Genomic DNA, 24054 nt, shown 5'->3' with positions numbered 1-24054 from the left:
GATGAGTTTCGCGGCGGGCGGGAGTCCGTATCGGGGCGAAGGTATGCCCGAGGCTCTCGGAGGGAGCGGTCATGAGCGGAGTGCGGGTCCTGGTCGGGACGCGGAAGGGCGCGTTCATTCTCACGGCGGACGGTGCGCGCAAGGACTGGGCGGTCAGCGGCCCGCACTTCGGCGGGTGGGAGATCTACCACGTGGCGGGGTCGTCCGCCGACCCGTCGCGGCTGTACGCGTCGCAGTCGACGGGGTGGTTCGGGCAGGTGATCCAGCGGTCCGACGACGGCGGCGGGACGTGGCGGCCGGTCGGGAACGAGTTCGCCTACGAGGGCGTGCCCGGCACGCACCAGTGGTACGACGGGACGCCGAAGCCGTGGGAGTTCAAGCGGGTCTGGCATCTGGAGGCGTCGCCGAACGATCCGGACACCGTGCACGCCGGGATCGAGGACGCCGCCCTGTTCCGCACGGTCGACGGCGGGGCGTCCTGGCAGGAGCTGCCGGGGCTGCGCGAGCACGGGTCGGGGCCGTCCTGGCAGCCGGGCGCGGGCGGCATGTGCCTGCACACCATCGTGCGGGATCCGGTGGACGCCGCCCGGATGTACGTCGCGATCTCGGCGGCGGGCGTGTTCCGGACGGACGACTCCGGCACGTCGTGGCGCGCGATCAACCGCGGGCTCCGGTCGGAGGGCATCCCCGACCCGGACGCGGAGGTCGGGCACTGCGTGCACCGCATCACGATGCACCCGTCGCGTCCCGAGGTGCTGTTCATGCAGAAGCACTGGGACGTCATGCGCAGCGACGACGCGGGCGAGACGTGGCACGAGATCAGCGGCGACCTGCCGAGCGACTTCGGGTTCCCGATCGCGGTCCACGCGCACGAGCCCGACACCGTGTACGTCGTCCCGATCAAGAGCGACTCCGAGCACTACCCGCCGGAGGGCAGGCTGCGCGTGTACCGCAGCCGCACCGGCGGCCACGAGTGGGAGCCGCTGACCCGCGGGCTGCCGCAGAGCCACTGCTACGTGAACGTGCTGCGGGACGCGATGGCCGTCGACTCGCTCGACGCGTGCGGCGTCTACTTCGGCACGACGGGCGGGCAGGTGTACGTGTCGGCCGACGCAGGGAACGGCTGGGAGCCGATCGTCCGCGACCTCCCGGCCGTCCTGTCGGTGGAAGTCCAGACGCTGCCATGATCCGCGTCGTGCTGCCCGCGCATCTGCGGGTGCTCGCCGGTGCGCGGGGCGAGGTGGAGCTGGACGTCCCCGAGCCGGTCACGCTGGGCGCCGTCCTGGACGTCCTGGAGGTCCGGTTCCCGGTGCTGCGCGGGACGATCCGCGACCGCGACACCGGGCGGCGCCGCGCGTTCGTCCGGTTCTACGCCTGCGAGGAGGACCTCTCGCACGACCCGCCAGGCACGGCGCTCCCGGAGCCGGTGGTCCGGGGGGCCGAGCCCTTCATGGTGGTCGGCGCCATGGCGGGCGGCTGACATCGCGGACGGCTGGCATCGCGGACGGCCGGGGGCCCGGGGGCGGCGACCGCCCCCGGGCCCCGGATCGGGCCCGGTCAGCAGCGGCTGACCTTGCCCTTCACGATCTTGACGTAGGCGCCCGAGACGTAGTCCTTCGGGCTGCTGTAGCCCATGCGGTACCAGACGCGGGTGTGGCGGACCTTCTGCCCGCGCGTCCAGCACTTGATGTAGAACCTCTGGCCGGGCTTCAGCCAGCCGACCCGCTTCGAATGCGTGGTCGGCTTCGACCGGATCGCGAGCTTGTGGCGGCTGGTCACCTTGCCGGTCGCGTACTGGTAGCCGGCCGCGTACTGGTGGCCGGCCGCCGAGGCGCTCGGCCCCGCGGCGGCCGGCGGAGCCGACGCCTGTGCGGCGGGCACGCCGGCGAGTGAGGCGCCGACGGCGCCCACGAGCACCAGGGTTGCGAAACTATCGCGCAGTTTCACGAACTCTCCTCTTCAAGAGTGTGTTGACAGGCATGAACCTCCTGCCCGTCTGTAACTGAAAACTAACCCTAAGTAACGACAACGGAGAGCTGTGTCCGCTTTATCCGCCGGAGCGCCGGAGCGTCCCAGAGCGTCCTGGAAAAAGTCCTGGTTGAGCTGGGACGGGAGTCCTCTCCCGATTCGGGGCCGTGCCGGATAAAGTGCCCGCGTGCGGGTGGTCGTTACGGGTGCGGCGGGGTTCATCGGGAGCCACGTGGCCGATGCGCTTTCGGGCGCGGGCCACGAGGTGCTCGCCGTCGACGCGCCCGCGCGCTCGCTGGCGCCCGCGGTGGCGCGGCGGGCGTGGGCGGAGGTCGCGGCACGGCCCGGGGTCGCCGCCGCCGAGATCGACCTCGCGGTCGACGCGCTCGACGCCGTCGCCGCCGCCGACGTCGTCGTCCATCTGGCGGGACGTCCGGGCGTGCGGGACTCGTGGGGGCCGGGACGGGCCGTCGCCGAGCGGGACAACGTGACGGCGACGCGGCGGCTGCTCGCGGCCTGCGCGCGGGCCCGGCGCAGGCCGAAGGTCGTGATCGCGTCCAGCTCGTCGGTGTACGGGTCGGCGAGGAGGCGGCCGAACCGGGAGGGCGATCCGCTGAACCCGGCCAGTCCGTACGCGGTCAGCAAGGTCGAGGTGGAGCGGCTCGGCCGGCTCGCGGCCGATGACGGGCTCCGTGTCGTCCTGCTCAGGTACTTCTCGGTCTACGGGCCCCGCCAGCGGCCCGACATGGCGTTCCACCGTTTCGTGGAGGCCGCGCTGGACGGGCGGCCGCTGCCGGTGTTCGGGGACGGGCTCAGGTCGCGCAGCTTCACGCATGTGCGGGACGTGGTCACGGCGACGCTCGCCGCGGCGGCGGCGGATCTGCCGCCCGGCATCGCCGTCAACGTCGGCCATCCCGACCATGTCGCCGTGCGGGACGCGATCGCGATGCTGACGGACGCGCTGGGCGTGCGGCCGGAGATCCAGCGGGCGGCGCCCGTGGCCGGTGACGCCACCCGGACGTGGGCCGACATCGCCCGCGCCCGCGATCTGCTGGGCTGGACGCCCTCGATCGGCCTCCGGGACGGGCTCGAAGACCAGATCTCCTGGCACCGGGCGCTGCGGACGACGGCGGAGGTGCGGGTCGGGTGAGGCACAGGGCGGCCTATGTCGCGTTCGACCGGTTCCCGTCCAGCAAGGGCTCGGCGGTGCACATCGCGCAGATGGCCGACGAGCTGTTCGCGCACTACGGCGGCGGGCTCCTCGGCGTGCTCGGCGGCGGCGACCTGCCCCGCTACCAGCGGGAGGGGACGCGGGAGATCGCGCGGTTCGGCGCGCGGATCCCGAATCTGATCGACCGGGCCGAGGCGTTCTCCGAGTGGGTCGCGGACCATCTGGCGCCGCACTGGGAGACGCTCGAGGTCTGCCACGTCCGCGATCCGTGGAGCGCGCTCCCGGCGGTCGCGGACGGACGCCGCCACAAGGTCGTCTACGAGGTCAACGGCCTGCCGTCCATCGAGATGGGCCACACGTGGCCGTGGGCGGCGCCGACCACGCTCGGCAAGATCCGCGAGCTGGAGCGGCGCTGCCTGGAGCGCAGCGACGCCGTCGTGGTGCCGTCGCGGGTGATCGGCGACGCCGTCCGGGAGCGGGGCGTCCCCGAGCACAGGATCCACCTGGTGCCCAACGGGGCCGGCGTGCCCGGTGAAACCGGACGGCCGCCGGGCGCGCCTGAACGGTATGTCGTCTATGTCGGCGCGATGCAGCCGTGGCAGGGCCTGGACGTGCTGATGCGCGCGTTCGCCCGCCTCGCCGACCTGCCCGAGCTGCGGCTGGTGATCTGCGCGTCCGTCCCGGAGCGGCGGGCGAAGCCGGTGCGGCGGCTGGCCGAGCGGCTCGGCGTCGACGGCCGGATCGAGTGGCGGTTCACGCTGCCGCACCACGAGGTCGCCGCGTGGCTGGCGCACGCCGAGGCGTCGCTCGCGCCGCTGACCGGCTGCGCCCGCAACCTCGACCAGGGCTGCGCGCCGCTGAAGGTGATCGAGTCGATGGCGGCGGGCGTGCCGGTCGTCGCCTCGGACCTGCCGGCCGTCCGCGAGCTGATGGCGGACGGGGTGCACGGCCGGCTCGTCCCGGCCGACCGTCCGGCCGAGCTGGCGAGGGCCGTCCGCATCCTGCTGGAGTACCCGGAGGAGGCCGCCGCGATGGGGCGGAGGGGCCGCGAGCACATCGAGGAGAGCCTGACCTGGGCGCGGTCGCGCGCCCGGCTGGCCGAGGTCTACCGCACGCTAGATCGATAGGTGGTGCGCCATGTTCTGGCGTAGGCAGAAGGCCGCGATCGAGCGGTTCCATCCGCTGCACAAGGCGCTGACCCTGGACAGGGGCTTCTCGGTGTCGCTGCGGCGCGACGACTGGGAGCCGGTGATCCAGAGCCTCGCGGGGCACCGCGCCGCCGTCAAGCGGCGCAAGTGGCAGCTGTCCGGGCGGGTGCCCGCGGTCCTCGTGCCGCTGCTGCGGGTGCTGGCCGCCGACATGCCGCCGGACGGGGTGCTGTCCGTCGCGGCGGACCTGCGCGGCTCCGGGCTCCCCGAGAAGTGCGGGCCGCAGCAGGACGTGCCCGTCCAGCGGCCGGTCATCTCGCTGAAGCAGTGGTACGCGGTCGACCCGTGGCTGCGGGTCCGGGCCGAGCTGCGGGACGGCAGCGTCCTGGAGCTCGCCATCACCGACCGGGTCCGCTACCGCAGGCGCAAGAAGCGCAACCCGCGCGGCAAGATCAAGGTGAAGACGAAGACGAAGACCACGCAGCTGGTGCGGGTCACGCGGCGGCTGGGCAAGGACGCGGCCGTCCAGCGGCCCGCGTCGCCGCCGCCGCGCTGGCTCAAGGTGCAGGTCAAACCCGGGAGGCGCACGGTGATCCGGGTGAACGGGAAGCTCAGCGGCGTGCAGGAGGGCAAGGCCATGCTCGACCGGATCCTGGACGTGTCGACGGAACCGTTCCGGTGGACGCCGCCCGGCACGGCCGCGAGGAGGGCGAAGTGACCCGCTGCACCGTGACCACCGGCTTCTTCGTGCTCGGACGCTGCGGGCAGGCCGCGACGGCGTCCTGCCCGCACTGCGCGCGTCCCGTCTGCGCGGCGCACGCGGCGCCGGGCGGGCTGTGCCCCGAGTGCGCGGCGGCGCGCGGCTACCGGACGCAGGACCCGCACGACCCGTCGTGGGTGGGCGGCCGCCGGCGCGAGTACTACCAGCGCAGCTCGCGGACCTACCAGGACACGTACTGGTACTCGTCGTTCGACGCCTACGACCGCGGGGCGTTCAACCCCGGCGACGACTACTCGTACGGAGGCGACTGGGGGCCGGACGACGACACCGGCTTCGTGGACAGCTGATGCCCCGCGTCCTGTGGATCACCGAGCACTACCCGCCGAGCCAGGGCGGCATGGCGCAGTCCTGCGACCGGATCGTGCGGGGCCTGCGCGGCGCGGGCGCCGACGTCGACGTCGCCCACCTGACGCGCCGGGCCCGCCCGTGGGGGGTGCGGCGCGAGCACGGCGGGCGGCTGCTGACGGCGCCGCTCGGCGACGACTCCGAGCACGCGCTGCGCCGGCTGTGGACGACGATCACCGCCGAGGGGCTCACCGGCTACAGCCATGTCGTCGCGTTCGGCGGGGTGCACGCGATGCTCGCCGCGCCCGTCCTGTCCGCGCTGCTGGACGCGCCGCTCGTCACGCTGCTGCGCGGCAACGACATCGACGTCGGCGCCTTCTCGATGCGGCGGCGCGGGGTGCTGGCGGACGCGCTGCGCGCCTCGTCCCGCGTCTGCGTCGTCGCCCGGTCGCACGCGCCGCTGGTGTCGGCGCTGGCCCCGGACGCCGCCGTCACGTTCGTCGCGAACAGCGTCGACACGGCGCAGTGGCGGATCCTGCCGTCCGAGCGGGAGCAGGGCCGGGCGTGGCGGGCGGCGAACGTCGAGCCGGGACGCCGGACGATCGGCCTCATCGGGCAGCTCAAGGTCAAGAAGGGCGTCGGCTTCTTCCTGGACGCGCTGGCCGCGTCGGGGCACGCCGGGGCGTTCCATCCGCTGCTGGTCGGCGAGGTCGAGGAGTCCGTGCGCGCGACGCTGGCCGAGCGGGAGATCACGCACTCGCTCCTGCCGTTCATGGAGCGCTACGACCTGCCGGCCGTCTACGCGAGCTGCGACCTCGTGGCCCTGCCGTCGTTCTACGACGGGATGCCGAACGTGGCGCTGGAGGCGGCGGCGCTCGGCGTGCCGCTGATCGCCTCGGACGGCGGCGGGCTCGCGGACGTCGCCGACGACGAGATCGGGTTCACCTTCCCGGCCGGGGACGCGCACGGCTGCCGCGCGGCGATCGACCGGGCCGCGCGGGCGGGCGCCGAGGAGCTGGCGAAGCTCGGCGCGGCGGGCGCGGAGCGGATCCGCCGCGACCTCACCCCGGCCGCCGAGACCGCCGGGTACCTGGCCGTCCTCGACGCGGTCCGGTGATCGTCTGCTTCGCGGCCGGCGACGGGCTGGGGCACCTGACGCGGCTCCGGTCCGTCCTGCACACCCTGGCCCTGGACGGGCCGGTGACCGTGGTGACTGGGTCGCCCTTCAAGGACGATCCGCGCGTCACGGGCGGCTGGCGGGTCGTGGAGAGCGCGGCGGACGCGGCGGGCCCGGCGCCGGACGAGGTGATCGTGGACGCGTTCCCGGCCGGCCTCAAGGGCGAACTCGCCCGCTTCCCGTCCGGGACGAGGGTCACGCATCTGGCGCGGCTGCTGCGCTGGGACGCGTACGCGCCCCTCCTGCCCGCCGATCCGCCCCGCTTCGACCGGACGTTCGTCCTGGAACCGCTGCACCCCGCCCATGAAGCGTTCCTGCGCGAGGTCTCGGACGAGGTCTCCCCGCTGGCCCTGACCGATCCCCCCGCAGAGCCGATCGACGTGGACGGCTGGCTCATCGTCCACAGCGGCCCCGCCCCAGAGACACTCGAACTGGTCGCCTACGCACAGGACATGGCGTCCGCCGAACGGGTCTCCCCGCCCATGACCCTGGTGTCGCCCCAAAGGCCGGACGGCCTGCCCCCGGGCATCACCCACCTGGACGTCTACCCCGCCCACACGCCGGGCCCGAACGTCGAACGCATCGTCACGGCGGCCGGTTTCAACGCCGTCCGCCAGTACGCGCCCTGGCGCGAGCGTCACCGCATGCTGCCGTTCCCTCGCAGCCTCGACGACCAGTACGCGCGCGCGGCCCGCGCTAAGCGGGGAGCTTGAGGTCGAACTCGACCTCGACGTCGTCGGCCAGCCGCAGCGCCCCGAAGAACGCCGTGTACGGCTTGATGCCCCAGCGGGTCTGCGTCACCGTCACCGAGCCCCGCACGCGCCCGTCCTCCAGCGCGGCGGCGATCCGCACCGGCTTCGTCCGGCCCATGATCGTCAGGTCGCCCTCGACGAAGCCGTCGCCGACCGCGGTCGAGGCGAACGTGATCCGCGGGTGCCGCGCCGCGTCCAGCGTCTTGCGCAGGTTCTTCCCGATCTCGGCGCGGTCCCGGTCGGACAGCGGCATCGCGCCGCCCGTCCCCTCCCGGACCTCCAGCGCGTCCACCTCGACGGTCACCGCGACCGACGACGCGCTCAGCGGCTCGCGCGCCTCGGCCTCCGCCGACCACCGGGCCGCCTCGATGGTCAGGTCGTGCCCCGCCCGCCGGCCGAGCCCGCTGCGGCCCGTGCGGAGCAGCAGCCGCCCGTCGCCCGGTCCCAGCTGAAAATTTCCCTCCATGCGTCCCACCCTGCCACGCGGTCCGCGCGGCCCTACAGGCACTCCACCTTCGGCTGCGGGCTGTACTCGGTGTGGAACTTCTCGCGGCGCACCTCGCGGCCGGCGGCGTACAGCGTCCGCCAGACGTCGATCTCGAAGCCTTCTCTGCCGACCGTGGGGACGCACCTGCGGCCGTGGCCGACGCCCGTCCCGTAGGGCTCGAACGCGTACCGCCCCGACGCCAGCGACCGCACCTCGTACTTGCGTTCGCCCCACAGGTTCACCGTCAGCGACGACCCCGTGTGGACGACCTGGACGCGCACCGGGCGGTCGGTGTCGTTCCTCCAGGTGAAGTCGAGCTTGGGATAGGAGACGGCGGCCTCCCGCCCCTCCGGGTACTCCGGCATCCACATGGTGTGCGCGCGAGACCTCCGGATGTCCAGCCCGGCCCGGAACACCGCGTTGAACAGCGTCGTGGACACCTGGCAGATGCCGCCGCCCACGTCCTTCACCAGCCGCTCCCCCATGATGGCCGGGGCGGGCACGTAGCCGCGGCTCCTGGTGCGCGGACCCACGACGTCGTTGAACGAGAACGTCGTCCCCGGCGCGACGACGTGGCCGTCCAGGATCCGGGCCGCGAGCTCGATGTTGCGGACGCGCGGCTCCCCCGGGGCGAAACGCGTCGTATAGCTGCTCATCGGCGGCTCCGCCGGCCGCTCGGCGGGACGGTCCGGGACGGCCAGCTCCGCCGACGCGCCCCGCTCGCGCGGAAGCTCCAGGTAGGCGCCGAGCAGCAGCCCGGTCGTCGCGAGGACCGCCGCCACGATCGGCCACCACTGCCGGACGCACTGGCGCAGCTGCGGCTGATGCCCGCGGCATCGCCGGCGCCGGTCCGGCCGGGTCCGCCCCACGACTCACACCCCCCGAAGATCCCCCACGGGATCCTCCACCGGACTCTGCCGTCCGCCGGGGGCCGGCCCCCGCGTTTTACCCGAAGAAGACCGGCACCCGGCCGTCCCGGGCACCGGCCTTGACCTCCGGCCGCGGGCGGGCCGCTATCCGGCGGCGGGGCGGAACACCGCGAGCGCCCCCGCGTGCTTGCCGAACCGGACCGCGGGCGGCAGCGTGGAGACCTCGCCGTCGCGCGCCAGCCGCAGCTCGCCGTCCGAGGCGACGACCTCCAGCCCGCTCGTCCGCCACGCGCGGTAGCCGGGCGTGACGTGCAGGTGCCCGGCCAGGATCGCGGCGACCGCGCGGACCCGCGGCACGCGCCGCCCGGTGACGATCATCCGGACGTCGAGCCGACCGTCGTCGAGCCGGCCGCGCCACGTCGGGGCGGCGCCCCGCGAGCCGAACACGCCGTTGCCGACGAACGCCAGCCAGACGCGCCGCGGGTGCCCGTCGACCCGCAGCTCGACCGGCTCGGAGTGCCGCAGCGTGCGGACGGCGGCGACCGCGAGCGCCGGCCACTTCCCGATCCGCCCCTCCAGCCGCTCGCGCCGGTCGACCAGCTCGGTGTAGGCGCCGAAGCTCGCGGTGTTCAGGAACAGCCGCTCCTCGTCGCGGCCCGCGCCGCCGTCCGCCGGGGCGGCGTAGGCGACGTCCACCCGGCCCAGCTCGCCGCTCCGGTACGCGGCGACCGCCTGCGCCGCCGACTCCACGCCGAGCGCGCGGGCGAAGTGGTCGAACGTCCCGCCGGGGACGACCAGCAGCGGGACGCCGTGCCGCAGCGCGGCGCCCGCGGCCGCGTTCACGGTGCCGTCCCCGCCGACGACGCCGAGCACGTCGGCCCGCTCGGCGGCCTCGTCGAACGCCTTGTCGACGTCCGCGTCCGGGTCCAGCCGGACGATCTCCGCCGCCGGCAGCTCCCGGCCGAGCAGGGCCAGCGCCACCTCCGGGCGGCCGGGGAGGGAGATCCCGGCGGGCGCCTCACCGCCCGCGCCCGAGCCCGAGTTGGCGACCACGACGAGCCCGCGCCCGTCATCGGCGGCCCTGGCCCGCTCGCCGGACCGCCCGACCTGGGCCACCGGAGGCCGCGCGGGCCACACCACGCGCGTCCCGAGCCCCGCGAGCGCGCCGATCCCGAGGCCGGCGAGGACGTCGCCCGGGTAGTGGGCGCCGGTGTAGACGCGGGCGAAGGCCACCGCGGCGGCCGTCGCCGCGACCGGGCCCGCCACCGGGCGGGGCGCCTCCAGCGCGACGCCCGTCGCGAACGCGGCGGCGGACGCCGAGTGGCCGGACGGGAAGGCGTGCGAGGTCGGCAGCTTCCACCGGATCCGGATCGGCGGCACCAGGTCCACGACCGGGCGCTTGCGGCGGAACGCCTGCTTGCCGAGGATGTTCACGGCCGGGCTCGCCACCGCGATCGCGATCGAGCCGCGCAGCGCCGCGCGCCGCAGCCGGGCCCGTCCGGTGAGGCCCATCACCCCGGCGGCGGTGAACCAGAGCACCCCGTGGTCGGCGAACCGCGACAGCCTCGGCAGGACGTACTCCAGCCCGCGCAGCCGCGCCGCCGCCACCCGGTCGAACGCCCACCGGTCGGCCCGCCCCAGCCGGCGGAGCACGCGGGCCCCGGGGGGCGGGACCGGCTCGTGACGACGCCTTATGGCGATACGCGACGGCACGACTCTGCTTCGTGAGTGGTTGACCCGCATGTCCGGGGTATCCCCAGGGACGCCGACATGATTCCGTAAAGATCTCAAATCGGGGGTCACATGCGGGCGAACGTCACTCTCGACTCACCGACTGCAATAGGCTTCGCGACATGAGTCACCCGGAACGGCTCGGTTCCCCGGGTGGCGAGTCGGTCGGGACGATCGCGGAGCCATTTCACGTGAACGGGACCCTGGCCGACTACGCCGCACGACACGGGCTGAGGCAGAGCGCTGCGCGCCCCCCGCTGCGCAAGTACGTCCAGGATGTGTGGGCTCGCCGCAACTTCATCTGGGCGTTCGCGTCCGCCAAGAACATCTCGATGTACACCGACTCGCGCCTGGGTCAGGTATGGCAGCTGCTGACGCCGCTGCTGAACGCGGCGGTGTACTACCTGATCTTCGGGCTGCTGCTCAACACCAGCCGCGGCGTCCCGGACTTCATCCCGTTCCTGGTGACCGGCGTCTTCCTGTTCGGCTTCACGCAGCGGTCCGTCACCTCGGGCTCCAAGTCGGTCGGCAACAACCTCTCGCTGATCCGGGCGCTGCACTTCCCCCGGGCCACGCTGCCGCTCGCGATCGCGATCGTCGAGTTCCAGCAGCTGCTGCTCGCGCTGGTCGTGCTGTTCGCGATCATCTTCGCGTTCGGCGAGCCGCTCACCTTCAACATGGCGCTCTTCGTCCCCGTGGTGGCGCTGCAGCTCATGTTCAACGTCGGCATCAGCATGGTGATGGCGCGGCTGGGCGCGTTCAACCGCGACATCACCCAGCTCCTGCCGTTCGTCATGCGGACGTGGCTCTACATGTCCGGCGTCATCTTCAGCCTGCCGTCGCTGATGAAGCCCGGCTCCAAGCTCGCCGAGTACCCCATCCTGGGTGAGCTGCTGAAGGCCAACCCGGCGTACGTGTACGTCGAGCTGAGCCGGCACGTCCTGCTCGGGGAGTACCGCGACCACGTCGAGAAGGATCTCGGCATACACTCGACGGGCCAGCTGTGGCTTTACGCCGTCCTCTGGGCCGCGGTGATGCTGGTCGGGGGATTCACGTTCTTCTACCGTGCCGAGGAGCGATACGGCCGTGGCTGACACGAAGGTGCGCATGAACCCCGCCACGAACAAGGTCCAGATCGACCCCTCCCGGGAGCCGATCGTCGTCGTGGACGACCTCCACATCGTCTACCGCGTGTACGGCGCCGGCGGGAAGGGGAACGCCGCGAGCGCGTTCTCCCGGGTCCTCCGCCGCCGGCACCGTCCCACGATGACCGAGGTCCACGCGATCAAGGGCCTGTCGTTCGTCGCGTACCGGGGCGAGGCCGTCGGGATCATCGGCACCAACGGCTCCGGCAAGTCGACGCTGCTGAAGGCCATCGCCGGGCTGCTGCCCCCGCACCGCGGCGGCGTCTACACCAACGGCCAGCCGTCCCTGCTGGGCGTGAACGCCGCCCTCATGAAGGACCTCACCGGCGAGCGCAACATCGTCCTCGGCTGCCTGGCCATGGGCATGTCCCAGGCGGAGACCAGGGCCAAGTACCAGGAGATCGTGAGCTTCGCCGGGCTCAAGGAGGGGTTCATCCAGTACCCGATGCGGACGTACTCGTCCGGCATGGGGGCCCGGCTCCGGTTCGCGATCGCGGCGGCCAAGACCCACGACGTGCTGCTGATCGACGAGGCCCTCGCCACCGGCGACGCCAAGTTCCGGCGCAAGAGCAAGGCCCGCATCGACGAGTTGCGCAAGGACGCCGGCGCGGTGTTCCTCGTCGCGCACCAGCTCGACACGGTCAAGGACATGTGCGACCGCGTCATCTGGATCGACGAGGGCCGCATGCACATGGACGGCGACCCCGAAGAGGTCATCGCCGCCTACACCGAGGCCACCGGCAAGTAGGGCCCGCAGGCGGCCGCCGCGCGTCACGGGGGGACACCGCCGTGACCGCTGTGGCCGGTGAGGGCAATGTGACGCGGAGTTACCGGATCGTCTCTGGATGAGACGTCCTCGCCGATCTACCTTCGAGGGGAGACCTTCAGCGGCGAGGGAGACCCCCATGGCCGAGCGGCGTGCCCCCCGAGGGGGGACGACCCCCCACATCCCCCGGACCGACTCCGTCGGGATCAGCAGACGAGGCTTCCTGTCCTCCACGGCGCTCGCGGCGGGCGCGGCCGGCGTCCTCGCGGGATGCGCCAGCGAGTCCAGCGGCCCGCAGGCGAAGAACACCGGGGACGCCCCGAAGGAGGTGTTCACCGCCCCCGCGAAGAAGCTGAGCGGCTCGCTCAGCATCCTGATGTGGAGCCATTTCGTCCCCCGGCACGACAAATGGTTCGACAAGTTCGTCGCCGACTGGGGCAAGAAGGTCGGAGTCGAGGTCCGGGTCGACCACATCAACACCGTGGACGTCCCCCGGCGGGCCGCGTCGGAGATCCAGGCGGGGCGCGGCCACGACCTCATCCAGCACATCGCGCCGTTCTCGCAGTACGAGCCGTCCGTCCTCGACATGGCCGACGTCGTGCAGGAGGCGACGCGGCGCTGGGGGCAGCAGCTGGAGCTGTGCCGCAAGTCGAGCTACAACCCCAACACGAAGAAGTTCTACGCCTACTGCCCCGGCTGGGCGCCCGACCCGGGCGACTACCGCAAGTCGATGTGGCAGCAGGCCGGGCTGCCGAACGGCCCCGCGAGCTGGGACGACCTGCTCCGCGGCGCCGCCGAGATCAAGAAGCGGACCGGGGTGCCGTGCGGCATCGGGCTGTCGCCGGAGACCGACTCGAACATGGCGGCGCGGGCGCTGCTGTGGTCCTACGGCGGCTCCGTCCAGGACCAGAACGAGCGGGTCGTGATCAACTCGGACGCGACCGTCGCGGCCGTGGAGTACATGGCGCGCCTGTTCAAGGAGGCGGAGACCAGCGAGGTCTTCTCCTGGACGCCCGCGTCCAACAACCAGGCGCTCATCGCCGGCAAGTCGTCCTACATCCTGAACTCGATCTCGGCGTGGCGCACCGCGATGGGCACCAACCGGACGATCGGCGACGACATCTTCTTCGTGCCCGCGCTGCGCGGCCCGAAGGCGGCGATGGCGGCGCAGCACGTGATCCAGCAGTGGATCGTGCCGAAGTACGCGGGCAACGCGGACGCGGCGAAGGAGTTCCTGCTGCACTACACGGCGAACTTCCGGTCGGCGACGTACTTCTCGGAGATGTACGACCTGCCGGGCTGGCCGTCGCTCGTCCCGCAGCTGAACGGCTGGCTGGACGACGACCCGTGGGGCGCGAAACCGGCGGACAAGCTGAGCCTGCTGAAGACGGCGACGTCGTGGAGCGCGAACATCGGCTATCCGGGGCCGTCCAACCCGGCGATCGGCGAGATCTTCAACACCAACGTGCTGCCGACGATGTTCGGCCGGGCGGCGCGCGGCCGGACGTCCCCCGGGCAGGCCGTGGCGGAGGCCGAGGACCGCATCAACGCGATCTTCGAGAACTGGCGCGGACGCGGCCTGGTGGGTGGCTGAGCCTTGAACACCGTTGAGGTGAAGGGCCTGGTCAAGACCTTCGACGGGCATGTGCGGGCGCGGCGGGGCCGGGCGGAGCACGTGCGGGCGCTGGACGGCGTCGATCTCGCGGCGGAGCCCGGCGAGTACCTGGTGCTGCTGGGGCCGTCCGGGTGCGGGAAGACGACGCTGCTGCGCACGATCGCGGGCCTGGAGCAGCCCACCGAGGGCGAGGTGCTGATCGGCGGGAACGTCGTGAACGGGCTTCCGCCGCGGGTGCGGCAGATCGCGATGGTGTTCCAGTCGTACGCGCTCTACCCGCACAAGACGGTGCTGGACAACATCGTCTTCCCGTTGCGGGCGGAGGGCATGGCCCGCGACGAGCGGGAGAAGAAGGCGCGCTGGGCCGCGGAACTGCTGGAGATCGAGCCGCTGCTGCGCCGCAAGCCGCGCCAGCTGTCGGGCGGCGAGCGGCAGCGGGTGGCGCTGGCCCGCGCGCTGGTGCGCGACCCGGCGGTGTTCCTGCTGGACGAGCCGCTGTCGAACCTCGACGCGAAGATGCGCGCGACGGCGCGGGACGAGCTGAAGCGCTTCCAGGAGCGCGTCGGCACCACCACCATCTACGTCACCCACGACCAGGCGGAGGCGATGGGCCTGGGCGACCGGATCGCGGTGCTGGAGCGCGGCCGCGTCCGGCAGGTCGGGACGCCGCGGGAGGTGTACGACGACCCGTCCGACACGTTCGTGGCGACGTTCATCGGGTCGCCGCCGATGAACCTGGTCGAGCGCGGCGACGTGCTGGTGGGGTTCCGTCCCGAGCACCTGCTGCCCGTCGAGGACGTCGCGTCGCGGGAGCGGCTGGCGATGCCGCTGCGGGTGGAGCGGATGGAGTACCTGTCCGGCGACCGGCACGTGTACGGGACGGTGACGGGGATCGGCGCGGAGACCCGCGTCATCGCCCGCCTGCCCGCGACCGTGGGCACGCCGCTGGAGGCCGGGGAGACCCGCGAGTTCGCGGTGCCGACGGGGCGGCTCCGGTTCTTCGACGCCGCGGCGGGTACCCGGCGGGCCGCCGTCCCGATCGGGGAGGCCCGATGACCGCGGCGAGGCGAGGATCATCGGGCCCGCCCGGGGGTCTGGGGGTCGCCCCCCGGAAAGGCGGGACGCCGTGACGCAGGCGCGGACGGCCCCGGAGCCAGCCGCCGCCCGGACCACGCCGAGGCCGAAGGCGGGGCTCGCCGACCGGGACGGCTTCCTCGCCTGGGCGATGCTGCTGCCGTCCGTCGTCTACATCGCCGCGCTGGTCGGCGTCCCGTTCCTGCTCGCCATCGCGTTCGCGTTCTCGGACGTGACGACCGGCGACCCGTCGTTCGACTTCGCCGGGTTCCGGAACTTCGACGCGGTGTTCGCGGACGACGTGTTCTGGCGGGCGCTGCGCAACACGCTGCTGTTCACGCTCGTGAGCATGGTGCTGATCGTCCTGTTCGGGAAGATCCTCGCCAACATCCTGGTCGCCGACTTCCGCGGCAAGTGGTTCGTCCGGTTCCTGGTGCTGCTGCCGTGGACGACGCCGGTGGCGCTGTCCACGATCTCGTGGCTGTGGTTCCTCGACTCGATCTACTCGCCGGTCGACTGGGTGCTGCGCCATCTGGGGCTGATCGACGCGAACATCGTGTGGCTCGGGCAGCCGGGGACCGCGATGGCGTCGGTGATCGCCGTGCAGACGTGGCGGCTGACCCCGCTCGCCGCCGTGATCGTGATGGCCGGGCTGGTCGCGATCCCCCGCGACATCGACGAGGCGGCGCGGATCGACGGCGCGGGGTTCTGGCGGCGGATGTTCGAGGTGACGATCCCGCTGACGCTCCCGGTGATCGCGGTCGCCGGGCTGTTCGGCGCGATCATGACGTTCACCGACATGACCGTCCCGTACGTGCTGACGCGGGGCGGCCCGACGCACTCGACGGACGTCCTCGCCTCGTGGGCGTACTTCCGCGGCATCGAGGGCGGGGACGTCGGCCAGGGCGCGGCGATCGCGCTGTTCCTGTTCCCGCTGCTGCTCGCCGGCGCGGTCGCGATCCTGCGCGCCGTCCGAAGGCTGGAGGCCGGATGAGTACCGATGTCGCGGCGTTGCGGCGGAAGTACGCGCGGCGGCACGCCGCGGCGCGGTGCGGGGTGTACGGGGCGGCGGTCCTGGCGGCGCTGGTGTGCGCGCTTCCGTTCCTGTGGAGCGTGATCAGCGCGTTCAAGCAGAACCAGGACCTCTACGACCCGGAGAGCAACCCGTTCTTCTTCAACAAGCCGGCGACGCCCGACCATGTGACGTTCCTGTTCACCGACACGCCGTTCCTGACGTTCGTGGTGAACACGCTGGTCGTGGGCGCGGCGGTGGTGGCGGTCACGCTGGTGCTGGCGCTGCCGGCCGCGTACTCGCTGGCCCGGCTGGACCGGCCGTGGGGCACCCCGATGGGCATCGCGATCTTCATGGTGTACCTGGTGCCGCCGTCGCTGCTGTTCCTGTCGCTGACCCGCGTCGTGGTGGCGCTGCACCTGGAGGACACGCTCTGGTCGATGATCGTCGTGTATCCGACGATCACGGTCCCGGTGTCGGTGTGGCTGCTGATCGGGTTCCTGAAGGCCGTCCCGAAGGACGTCGAGGAGCAGGCCATGGTGGACGGCCACAGCCGTCTCGGCGCCTTCCTGCGGATCGTCCTGCCGCTGGTGTTCCCGGGGATCGTCGCCGTCGTGGTGTTCAGCTTCACGCTCACGTCCAGCGAGTTCGTGTACGCGCTGGCGTTCGTGTCGGCGAGCCCGGAGATGGTGGTGAGCACCGGCGTGCCGACGCAGCTCGTCCGGGGGGACGTGTTCTTCTGGCAGTCGCTCCAGGCGTCCACGGTCATCACGGCGGTGCCGATCGCGTTCCTGTTCAACCTGTTCCTCGACCGTTTCGTCACCGGATTCACGATGGGCGCCGTCAAGACGTGATCCGCCCCTGATAGAGATGGGAGTGGCAGTCCGATCCGTGACTCCGATCCCCGATGAGGAGGCCGACATGCCCGGCAAGCCGCCGCTTCCGAGCGAGTTCCTGCCCGAGGTCCCGTCGTTCACCGTCACCAGCGACGACGTCGCCGAGGGCGAGATCTTCGGCGACAAGCACGTGTACAACGACTGGGGCTTCGACGGCGCCAACCTGTCCCCGCAGCTGAGCTGGTCGGGGTTCCCGGCGGAGACCAAGAGCTTCGCGGTGACCTGCTTCGACCCGGACGCCCCGACCGGCAGCGGCTTCTGGCACTGGCTGCTGTTCGACATCCCGGCGGACGTCACCGAGCTGGCCACCGGCGCCGGCGCCGCCGACAGCAAGATCGGCGTGCACACCCGCAACGACTTCGGCACGAAGGAGTGGGGCGGCGCGGCCCCGCCGCCCGGCGCCCCGCACCGCTACGTCTTCACCGTCCACGCGCTGGACGTGGAGTCGCTCGGCCTCGGTTCCGACGCGATGCCGGGCGCCGTCGGCTTCAACATCACGGCGCACACCCTGGCCCGCGCCACGATCGTCCCGCTCTTCGGCCTCTGACCCGGCTCACCCCGCGGCGTCCGGGACGATCATCGGGGTGCCGGTGACCGGGTCGGGGACGATGACGCACGACAGCTCGAACACCTCCTTGATCAGGGCCGTGTCGACGACGTCGGCGGGCGCGCCCGCGGCGACGACCCGGCCGTCGCGCATCGCGATGAGGTGGTCGGCGTAGCGGCACGCCTGGTTGACGTCGTGCAGGACGGCGACGATCGTCCGCCCTTCGTCGCGGAGCCGGGCCAGCAGGGCGAGCAGCTGGTACTGGTGGGTGATGTCGAGGAACGTGGTGGGCTCGTCCAGGAGGAGGTAGGACGTCTCCTGGGCGAGCACCATCGCGACCCACGCGCGCTGCCGCTGCCCGCCGGACAGGCTCTCCACCGGCCGTTCGGCGAGGTCGGCGACGCCGGCGGCCTCCATCGCCGCGGCGACGGCCCGCTCGTCCTCCCGCGACCAGGTGGACAGCAGCGTCTGGTGCGGGTAGCGGCCGCGGGCGACGAGCTGCCGCACCGCGATGTTCTCGGGCGCGACGAGGCCCTGCGGCAGGAACCCGACCTCGCGGGCGATGGCCTTCGGCCGGTAGTCGCGGACGTCGCGGCCGTCGAAGGCCACCCGGCCGGACGACGGCGCCAGCAGCCGCGCGAACGAGCGCAGCAGCGTCGACTTGCCGCAGGCGTTGGCCCCGACGACGGCGGTGAACGCCCGGTCGGGGACGTCCACGGTCAGGTCCGCCGACACGACCCGGTCGCCGTAGGCGAGGGTGACGGCGGCGGCGGTCAGACGTCCGTTCACGGCCTTCTCATCTCCATGATCAGCAGCCAGATGAGGTAGCTGCCGCCGATCGCCGTGGTGACGACGCCGACGGGCAGCTGGACGGGGGCCAGCACCGTCTGGGCGGCGAGGTCGGCGGCGAGCAGCAGCAGCGCCCCGGTCAGCGCGGCGGGCAGCGCCGGGGTCCCGGCCGCGGCGGCGAGGCGGCGGCCGATCTGCGGCGCGGCGAGCGCGACGAACACGATGGGCCCGGTCGCGGACGTGACGGTCGCGGTGAGGCCCACGCCCGCGAGGACGACCAGCAGCCGGTAGCGGTTCAGCGCGACGCCCGACGTGGCGGCGACCTCGTCGCCGAGCGCGGCCTGGCCCATGGTCCGGGCCAGCGCCGCCAGCAGCAGGCCCAGCGCGGCGATGACGAGGAACGGGATGCGGACCTCGTCCCAGTCCAGGCCGTTGAGCGAGCCGGCGCTCCAGCCGGTCGCGGCGATCGCCACGTCCAGCTGCACGCGCAGGATGATCCACGAGTTGACGGCGGTCAGCATCGCGTTCACCGCGACCCCGATGACGACGAGCCGCAGCCCGCTGAGCCCGGACCGCAGCGACAGCGCGTAGACCGCGGCGGCCGCCGCGAGCCCGCCGGCGAGGGACCCGGCGGCCAGGCCCCCGGCGGTCCCGCCGAACGCGGTGATCGCGATGAGGACGCCGGTGTAGGCGCCCGCGTCCAGGCCGATGACGTCGGGGCTGCCGAGCGCGTTGCGGGTGACGTTCTGGAAGATCGCCCCGGCGGCGCCGAGGGCGGCGCCGAACACGAGCGCGGCGGCGACCCGGGGCAGCCGCCACTCCTGGACGACCAGCACCGCGTCCCCCCGTCCGGCGAGCGCCGCGAGGACGTCGCCGGGCGCGTCCCAGGTGTCCCCGCGGCACAGCGCGGCGAAGGCGAGCACGAGCGCCGCGCCGGCCAGCGCGAGCGACGCCGCGGCGGTCCGCCGCTCGACCTGCGCGGACGCCCGGCCCGCGCGCAGCACCAGCGGGGTCACAGCCGCACCGCCCCGTACCGCCGGACGACCCGGATCAGCGCCGGTCCGCCGAGGAACGCGGTGACGACGGCCACCGGCACCTCGCCGGTCGGCAGCAGCACGCGCGACCCGATGTCGGAGACGAGCAGCAGGGCGGGGCCGAGCAGCATCGTGTAGGCGATCAGCCACGGGACCGACCCGCGGGCGGCGCCGCGCGCCAGATGCGGCACGATCAGCCCGACGAACGCGATCGGCCCGGCGACGGCGGTCGCGGCGGCGGCGAGGACGGTGACGAGCGCGAACACCGCCGTCCTGATCCGCGCGACGCGGGCGCCGAGCGCGTGCGCGACGTCCTCGCCGAGCGCCAGCCCGGACAGCGGGCGGGCGACCAGCAGGGCCCCGGCGAGGGCGACGGCGATGACCAGCATCAGCGCCGCGCTGGGCGCCTGCTCGCGCCCGGCGAGCGACCCGACCGCCCAGAACCGGTACCGGTCCAGGACGTCGGGGTACAGCAGCCGCAGCGCGAGCGACAGCCCCGACAGCACGAAGCCGAAGGCGACGCCGGCGAGGACGAGCCGCAGCGGGACGGTCCTGCCGACGCCGTAGACGACCAGCGCCGCGGTCACCGCCCCGGCGAGCGCGAGCGCCAGCCGCGCCGGCTGGGACCCGCTGACGCCGAGCACGGTGCCGGCGGCGATCGCGAACCCGGAGCCGGCGGTCCAGCCGAGGAGGCCGGGCTCGGCCAGCGGGTTGCGGGTCAGCGTCTGGACCAGGGCGCCCGCGGTGCCGAGGGCGGCGCCGACGCCGACGGCGAGGATCGTCCGCGGCAGCCGGATGTCGCGGACGATCACCTGCTCGTTCGTTCCGGTGTAGCCGGTCAGCGCGTCCCAGACCGCGGACGGCGGGGCCGTCCCCGCGCCGACGGCCAGGCTCGCGCCCATGAGGACCACGAGGAGCACGGCGGCCCCCAGCAGGAGCGCGGCCCGTCCCCCGGCGGGGCCGGGCCGCGTCCCCTCCTTGACCGGGCCCGGATCCTTGACCGGGCCCGGACGTGCCGGAGCGTTCATTCCTCGAGCCCGGCCACGCCGAGTTTCCAGTATCCGGTGAACAGCGCGTCCACCCCGGTCGCGGCCTTGAGGTCGCGGGCCCAGGACCGCAACGGCTTGATCGCGCCCGTCTCGCCCGCCGCGAACAGGAACGTCCGGCCCGCGGGCAGGTCGAGCGAGCGGACGGCGGCGGCGAGCGGCGACCGCCCGCCGTCCCGGACGAGCCAGGTGACCTCCGCCCCGGCGCGGGGGGCGAGCGGGTAGGCGTGGTCGGCGGCGTCCGCGGTCTCGACGACCAGCTGGGCGGACACGTCCTGCGGGGACTCCTCCAGCCACCGCGCGGCGGCGGGCAGGGCGGTGGCGTCGACCGCGAACACGTAGTGGTCGTAGTTGTGCGGGAACGCCTTGGCGCCGGGCGGGCCCGCGACCGCGGCGTCCTCCCCCGGCTCGGCCGCCGCCGCCCACTCCGAGGCCAGCCCGCCGGGGTGCAGGACGAAGTCCATGTCGAGTTCGCCCGCGTCCGCGTCGTAGCGGCGGATCGTGTACCTGCGGCTGGGCGGCGACGGCTTCGGCCAGTCGAGGTCCATGTCGGCGGTGGGGGCCGGGAGGCGGACGGCGCCGTCCGCGTCCGGGAAGATGATCTTGATGTGGTCGTCGGCCTGGTAGGTGTGGAACCCGGCGAGTTCCGGGCCGCCCAGGGTCAGCCGGACGATGTTCGGCGTGACCTGTTCGCGGCGCAGCACCCGGAGCGTCCGCACGCCGATCGGGTACCCGATGCGGCGGACGTCCGTGCCCGTCCGGTGGTGCTCCAGGACGCGTCCGCGCGGATTGCGGCGTTCCATGTGCGCGCTCCCTACTTGTCCAGCAGCGGCGCGAGCGCCCGGTCGATCTCGTCGAGCGTCTTCATCGCGGACTCGTACGTCGCCGCCTCGGTGTAGCGGAGCGGGAAGACCTTGCCGTCCTTGACGGCGGGCAGCCGCTTCCACAGCTCGGAGTCGAGGACGTACTGGACCTCGGGGGCGGGCTCGCCGTCGGGCTGGAGCGTGTAGGTGATGGCGTCGGCGTCGCCGAAGCTCTCCGGCAGCTCCTCCAGGGACGGGGTCTCGCTGACGTCCTTCGAGCCGCCGCCCTTCTTCGCGACCTGCCCGTAGTACTTCACGCCGACGTCCTGGGGGATGTTGGTGCCCCACGAGTCGGTGAACTCGCGCAGGAACGTCCCGGCGGACCGGTCGCCGTAGGCGCCGAGGTGCCCGAACTCCAGCCCGCCGAGGGCGTCCGCGTACTTGGCCCTGAGCTCCCCGGCCTTCTTGTCGTAGGCGGCCTTCGACTGGGCGAGCTGCCCGGCCCGCCCGGCGGCGTCGGCCTGCCGGTGCGACAGCCGCCGCCACGAGTTCGGCAGCGTGGGGCCGATGACCGCCACCGGGGCGATCGACTGGAGGCGCTTCATGTCGAGGTCGCCGAGGACGGGCATCGGGACGCCGACCACGATGAGGTCGGGGTCGGTCTCGGCGATGGCCTCGTAGTTGGTCTCGGCCGCCGCCTCGCCCGCGATCTTGGCGAGGCCGTCGTAGACCGCGCGGTCCGCGGCGCTCATCATCGGCAGGCCGCGCTTCCACGACGAGATCCCGACGAGCTTCGCCCCGGCCTCGATGAGGACCGGCACGGCGTACCCGGTGGCCACGACCCGCTGCGGGTCGGCCGGGATCGCGACCTTGCCGTTGTCTGCCGCGAAGACCCGCGTCGCGGCCGGCTCCGCGTCCGTGCCGGAGGAGCCGCAGGCGGTCGCCAGGACGAGCGCGGCGGCCAGCGCGCCGGCGAGTCTCCAGGGCTTACGAGAATGCATGGTCGGGTTCCTTCACGGGGTTTTCCAGGGGGTGCGCGGGGTCGGCGCCCCGCTGACGTAGTCGAATGCAAAGTTAGGTTAGCCTTACTTAAATCCGGGCTCATAGCGCTGGGAGGACAAGCTGTGCCGGTGACGAGTCACTACGGGAACGACCCGGAGACCTGCGAGGAGTACGGCTACGGCCTCGGCGACCCGGGCGGGATCCTCGTCCTCAAGTACCGCTCGGCGGGCGCGCTCGCGATCGGCGAGAGCCGCCAGGACTTCCTGCACCAGCTCTACTGGTCGCCGGACGGACCGCTCGCGACGCTGCACGGCCCGTCCGTCCGGTTCACCGGCGCGGGCGAGGCGTTCTGGGTGCGGCGCGCGGTGAGCCACGAGGTGCACGCGAGCGGCCGGCAGACCGTCTACCGGGCCTGCCTGCGCGAGGTCCCGCCCGGCTGCGCCGGGCTGCGCGCCGGGCCGGTGGCCATCGACGGCGAGGCCCGGCGGCTCATCGAGGCGATCGCCCGGCGGGGGTGCGGCGAGGCGGCCGCGCTCACCGCCCGCCGCCGCATCCTCGCCGGGCTCGGCGCGCCCCGCGCGGAGCCCGGCCGGGACGCGCAGCCCGGCCGGGAGCCGGCGCCCGCGGCGGTCCGGGGCGCGGGCTTCGCGCTCACCGTCGCCCGCGCCCTCGCCCGCGAGCCCGCCGACCCGACCCGCCTCGACGAATGGGCCGACCGGCTCCGGGTGAGCGCCAAGACCCTGCAGCGCGACTTCCAGCGCGAGTACGGCATGCCCTACACCCGGTGGCGGACGCTCCTGCGGCTGCGCGCCGCCCGCGTCCTGCTGGACTCCGCGCCGGTGACCAAGGTCGCCCACCAGGTCGGCTACGCGAGCGCGTCCGCGTTCATCACGGCCTTCGCAAAGGAGTACGGCATGACCCCCGGCGACTACACGGCGCGGAACCCGCCCGCGAGGACGTCCCCGACGGCCGTCCGCCGGTAGAGGACGGACCGGCCGCTGCGCTCCCGCGCCACCAGGCCGGACCCCAGCAGCACCGCGAGATGGTCGCCGACCCCGCCGACGCTCATCCGCAGCCGGACGCTCAGCCAGGTCGTCGTGGCCGGCTCGGCGAGCAGGCGCAGCAGGTCGGCGCGGGTGCGTCCGATCAGCTTGGCGAGGGCGTCCGCGTCGCGCGGCTCCCGGCTCTCCCAGAGGGCCGCCACGCCCCTCGCCCGGTACATCAGCGTGTACGGCCAGTCCTGGTCGAGGGCCGCGCCGAGTTCGGAGAACACGACGGGCACGAACGTCAGCCCGGCGCCGCCCAGCCGGTAGGCGCCGTCGGCGCCGATGTCGGCCTCGATCACGCCGTCCCGCCAGCGCACCTGGCGGGACAGGCCGTCCAGCGCCTCCGCCCAGCCGTAGGCGGCGAGCCGGCCCGCGCGGTGGACGATGTCGCGTTCCAGGATCGACCGCACCACCGCCCAGTCGGGCTCCAGCAGGGCGCGCCAGGCGGTCTCCAGCCCGGCGGCGAGCCGCTCGACCATGTCGGGGGCGTCCAGGACGTCGCGGACCGCCGCGTCCGGCTCCGGCAGGCCCTCCAGGTTGCGGGCGATCTCCCGGCGCGCCTGGTCGAGCGGCGTCGCGCGCACGGTCGCCAGCTGGGCGGCGACGGTGAGGTTCGGCCGCGCGGGCGGCGGGACGACGAAGTCGGCCATGTAGCCGTGCGGGCGCCGCAGGAAGGCCAGCGTCCGGACGGCCGGGTCGCCCGCGACCTCGCGGTACGCCGGACGGGCCCGCGCCGCCCAGGGGCCGAGCGGACCGACCGGCATCCGGCCGGCGAGCAGGCCGATCGCGCTGTGCACCTCGATCAGCGGCGCCACCCCGAACCGGCTCGCCGCGAGATCGCCGGGCCCCACCTCGATCCGGTACATGTTTCGCTCCTCCCCGAAACATTATCCGGGGCCGGGGCCGCCGC

General features: G+C 73.5%; 26 protein-coding genes. 16 read left to right on the top strand and 10 right to left on the bottom strand.

Translation table 11 applies throughout. The annotated features are described in order from the left end of the window. The first annotated feature begins 71 nt into the window (after positions 1–71). Together ACA511_RS39260 and ACA511_RS39255 are read left to right on the top strand one after the other, a co-directional pair. Positions 72–1187, top strand: a complete 1116-nt coding sequence (locus ACA511_RS39260) for a WD40/YVTN/BNR-like repeat-containing protein (RefSeq protein WP_375029825.1) — start codon at positions 72–74, stop codon at positions 1185–1187. A gap of 8 nt (positions 1188–1195) precedes the next feature. Beyond that, positions 1196–1480, top strand: coding sequence for a MoaD/ThiS family protein (locus tag ACA511_RS39255; RefSeq protein ID WP_375029824.1), 285 nt, complete (start codon positions 1196–1198; stop codon positions 1478–1480). Positions 1481–1557: 77 nt separating this feature from the next. Here ACA511_RS39255 and ACA511_RS39250 read toward each other — a convergent pair whose 3' ends face one another. After that, positions 1558–1947: a hypothetical protein gene (locus tag ACA511_RS39250; protein WP_375029823.1), complete on the bottom strand. Its 390-nt coding sequence runs from the start codon at positions 1945–1947 to the stop codon at positions 1558–1560. Positions 1948–2155: 208 nt separating this feature from the next. Between ACA511_RS39250 and ACA511_RS39245 the strand changes: the two genes are divergently transcribed. From ACA511_RS39245 to ACA511_RS39220, 6 genes are read left to right on the top strand one after another with little or no spacing between them, the layout of a single operon-like run. Beyond that, positions 2156–3118 (top strand): NAD-dependent epimerase/dehydratase family protein, encoded by a 963-nt coding sequence (locus tag ACA511_RS39245; protein ID WP_375029822.1) that lies wholly within the window; start codon positions 2156–2158, stop codon positions 3116–3118. Further along, entirely contained in the window at positions 3115–4266 is a 1152-nt protein-coding gene (locus tag ACA511_RS39240) for a glycosyltransferase family 4 protein (RefSeq protein ID WP_375029821.1), read from the top strand. The genes ACA511_RS39245 and ACA511_RS39240 overlap by 4 nt, the downstream gene beginning before the upstream one ends. A gap of 10 nt (positions 4267–4276) precedes the next feature. Next, entirely contained in the window at positions 4277–5005 is a 729-nt protein-coding gene (locus ACA511_RS39235) for a hypothetical protein (protein WP_375029820.1), read from the top strand. Continuing rightward, a complete protein-coding gene (locus ACA511_RS39230; protein WP_375029819.1) occupies positions 5002–5355 on the top strand; it encodes a hypothetical protein in 354 nt (117 codons plus the stop codon). The genes ACA511_RS39235 and ACA511_RS39230 overlap by 4 nt, the downstream gene beginning before the upstream one ends. Continuing rightward, positions 5355–6470: a glycosyltransferase family 4 protein gene (locus ACA511_RS39225; protein WP_375029818.1), complete on the top strand. Its 1116-nt coding sequence runs from the start codon at positions 5355–5357 to the stop codon at positions 6468–6470. Before ACA511_RS39230 ends, ACA511_RS39225 begins: the two co-directional genes overlap by 1 nt. After that, complete coding sequence (locus ACA511_RS39220; protein ID WP_375029817.1) at positions 6467–7243, top strand: hypothetical protein; 777 nt, start codon at positions 6467–6469, stop codon at positions 7241–7243. The genes ACA511_RS39225 and ACA511_RS39220 overlap by 4 nt, the downstream gene beginning before the upstream one ends. Here the strand turns inward: ACA511_RS39220 and ACA511_RS39215 are convergent. From ACA511_RS39215 to ACA511_RS39205, 3 genes are all read right to left on the bottom strand, one after another. Next, entirely contained in the window at positions 7227–7748 is a 522-nt protein-coding gene (locus tag ACA511_RS39215) for a YceI family protein (protein ID WP_375029816.1), read from the bottom strand. The two genes, ACA511_RS39220 and ACA511_RS39215, sit on opposite strands and share 17 nt — an antisense overlap. Positions 7749–7780: 32 nt before the next feature. After that, entirely contained in the window at positions 7781–8551 is a 771-nt protein-coding gene (locus ACA511_RS39210; RefSeq protein ID WP_375029815.1) for a VanW family protein, read from the bottom strand. Positions 8552–8782: 231 nt separating this feature from the next. Next, positions 8783–10291 carry a bifunctional phosphatase PAP2/diacylglycerol kinase family protein gene (locus ACA511_RS39205; RefSeq protein WP_375029814.1) on the bottom strand — a complete coding sequence of 503 codons (1509 nt, stop codon included), beginning with the start codon at positions 10289–10291 and terminating at the stop codon, positions 8783–8785. A gap of 269 nt (positions 10292–10560) precedes the next feature. On the opposite strand from ACA511_RS39205, the gene ACA511_RS39200 reads away from it, so the two are divergent. From ACA511_RS39200 to ACA511_RS39170, 7 genes are all read left to right on the top strand, one after another. Further along, a complete protein-coding gene (locus ACA511_RS39200; protein ID WP_375029813.1) occupies positions 10561–11463 on the top strand; it encodes an ABC transporter permease in 903 nt (300 codons plus the stop codon). A 13-nt stretch (positions 11464–11476) separates the two neighbouring features. Then, the gene (locus ACA511_RS39195; protein ID WP_375029843.1) at positions 11477–12262 is read left to right on the top strand and encodes an ABC transporter ATP-binding protein; all 786 of its coding nucleotides are present in this window, start codon (positions 11477–11479) and stop codon (positions 12260–12262) included. Between the two features lie 157 nt (positions 12263–12419). Then, on the top strand, positions 12420–13874 hold the full coding sequence (locus ACA511_RS39190; RefSeq protein ID WP_375029812.1) for an ABC transporter substrate-binding protein: 1455 nt from the start codon (positions 12420–12422) through the stop codon (positions 13872–13874). 3 nt (positions 13875–13877) lie between these two features. Beyond that, positions 13878–14951, top strand: coding sequence for an ABC transporter ATP-binding protein (locus ACA511_RS39185; RefSeq protein WP_375029811.1), 1074 nt, complete (start codon positions 13878–13880; stop codon positions 14949–14951). A 70-nt stretch (positions 14952–15021) separates the two neighbouring features. Further along, positions 15022–15963 carry a carbohydrate ABC transporter permease gene (locus ACA511_RS39180; RefSeq protein WP_375029810.1) on the top strand — a complete coding sequence of 314 codons (942 nt, stop codon included), beginning with the start codon at positions 15022–15024 and terminating at the stop codon, positions 15961–15963. Further along, entirely contained in the window at positions 15960–16835 is an 876-nt protein-coding gene (locus tag ACA511_RS39175; RefSeq protein WP_375029809.1) for a carbohydrate ABC transporter permease, read from the top strand. The genes ACA511_RS39180 and ACA511_RS39175 overlap by 4 nt, the downstream gene beginning before the upstream one ends. A 67-nt stretch (positions 16836–16902) precedes the next feature. After that, entirely contained in the window at positions 16903–17424 is a 522-nt protein-coding gene (locus ACA511_RS39170) for a YbhB/YbcL family Raf kinase inhibitor-like protein (protein ID WP_375029808.1), read from the top strand. A gap of 6 nt (positions 17425–17430) precedes the next feature. Here ACA511_RS39170 and ACA511_RS39165 read toward each other — a convergent pair whose 3' ends face one another. From ACA511_RS39165 to ACA511_RS39145, 5 genes are read right to left on the bottom strand one after another with little or no spacing between them, the layout of a single operon-like run. Continuing rightward, entirely contained in the window at positions 17431–18213 is a 783-nt protein-coding gene (locus tag ACA511_RS39165; protein WP_375029807.1) for an ABC transporter ATP-binding protein, read from the bottom strand. Continuing rightward, a complete protein-coding gene (locus ACA511_RS39160; protein ID WP_375029806.1) occupies positions 18210–19229 on the bottom strand; it encodes a FecCD family ABC transporter permease in 1020 nt (339 codons plus the stop codon). Before ACA511_RS39160 ends, ACA511_RS39165 begins: the two co-directional genes overlap by 4 nt. After that, positions 19226–20275: a FecCD family ABC transporter permease gene (locus ACA511_RS39155; protein ID WP_375029805.1), complete on the bottom strand. Its 1050-nt coding sequence runs from the start codon at positions 20273–20275 to the stop codon at positions 19226–19228. Before ACA511_RS39155 ends, ACA511_RS39160 begins: the two co-directional genes overlap by 4 nt. Beyond that, a complete protein-coding gene (locus tag ACA511_RS39150) occupies positions 20272–21096 on the bottom strand; it encodes a siderophore-interacting protein (RefSeq protein ID WP_375029804.1) in 825 nt (274 codons plus the stop codon). The genes ACA511_RS39155 and ACA511_RS39150 overlap by 4 nt, the downstream gene beginning before the upstream one ends. 11 nt (positions 21097–21107) lie before the next feature. Continuing rightward, on the bottom strand, positions 21108–22097 hold the full coding sequence (locus ACA511_RS39145; RefSeq protein WP_375029803.1) for an ABC transporter substrate-binding protein: 990 nt from the start codon (positions 22095–22097) through the stop codon (positions 21108–21110). A 129-nt stretch (positions 22098–22226) separates the two neighbouring features. Here ACA511_RS39145 and ACA511_RS39140 point away from each other — a divergent pair, with 129 nt between their 5' ends. Further along, entirely contained in the window at positions 22227–23081 is an 855-nt protein-coding gene (locus tag ACA511_RS39140) for a helix-turn-helix domain-containing protein (protein ID WP_375029802.1), read from the top strand. Here the strand turns inward: ACA511_RS39140 and ACA511_RS39135 are convergent. After that, entirely contained in the window at positions 23027–24010 is a 984-nt protein-coding gene (locus ACA511_RS39135) for a DUF5937 family protein (protein WP_375029801.1), read from the bottom strand. The two genes, ACA511_RS39140 and ACA511_RS39135, sit on opposite strands and share 55 nt — an antisense overlap. Positions 24011–24054: the final 44 nt, after the last annotated feature.

The organism is Actinomadura sp. GTD37 (assembly GCF_041951365.1).
Classification (GTDB): domain Bacteria; phylum Actinomycetota; class Actinomycetes; order Streptosporangiales; family Streptosporangiaceae; genus Spirillospora.
Note: the sequence above shows the minus strand (reverse complement) of the source record. Positions and strands in the feature narration are given on the sequence as shown.

Excerpts from the sequence above, each read along its gene's own strand:
- ACA511_RS39260 (WP_375029825.1), top strand. The coding sequence starts at position 72 with ATGAGCGGAGTGCGGGTCCTGGTCGGGACGCGGAAGGGCGCGTTCATT.
- ACA511_RS39235 (WP_375029820.1), top strand. The coding sequence starts at position 4,277 with ATGTTCTGGCGTAGGCAGAAGGCCGCGATCGAGCGGTTCCATCCGCTG.
- ACA511_RS39225 (WP_375029818.1), top strand. The coding sequence starts at position 5,355 with ATGCCCCGCGTCCTGTGGATCACCGAGCACTACCCGCCGAGCCAGGGC.
- ACA511_RS39215 (WP_375029816.1), bottom strand. The coding sequence starts at position 7,748 with ATGGAGGGAAATTTTCAGCTGGGACCGGGCGACGGGCGGCTGCTGCTC.
- ACA511_RS39195 (WP_375029843.1), top strand. The coding sequence starts at position 11,477 with ATGAACCCCGCCACGAACAAGGTCCAGATCGACCCCTCCCGGGAGCCG.
- ACA511_RS39190 (WP_375029812.1), top strand. The coding sequence starts at position 12,420 with ATGGCCGAGCGGCGTGCCCCCCGAGGGGGGACGACCCCCCACATCCCC.
- ACA511_RS39175 (WP_375029809.1), top strand. The coding sequence starts at position 15,960 with ATGAGTACCGATGTCGCGGCGTTGCGGCGGAAGTACGCGCGGCGGCAC.
- ACA511_RS39170 (WP_375029808.1), top strand. The coding sequence starts at position 16,903 with ATGCCCGGCAAGCCGCCGCTTCCGAGCGAGTTCCTGCCCGAGGTCCCG.
- ACA511_RS39155 (WP_375029805.1), bottom strand. The coding sequence starts at position 20,275 with ATGAACGCTCCGGCACGTCCGGGCCCGGTCAAGGATCCGGGCCCGGTC.
- ACA511_RS39150 (WP_375029804.1), bottom strand. The coding sequence starts at position 21,096 with ATGGAACGCCGCAATCCGCGCGGACGCGTCCTGGAGCACCACCGGACG.
- ACA511_RS39145 (WP_375029803.1), bottom strand. The coding sequence starts at position 22,097 with ATGCATTCTCGTAAGCCCTGGAGACTCGCCGGCGCGCTGGCCGCCGCG.
- ACA511_RS39135 (WP_375029801.1), bottom strand. The coding sequence starts at position 24,010 with ATGTACCGGATCGAGGTGGGGCCCGGCGATCTCGCGGCGAGCCGGTTC.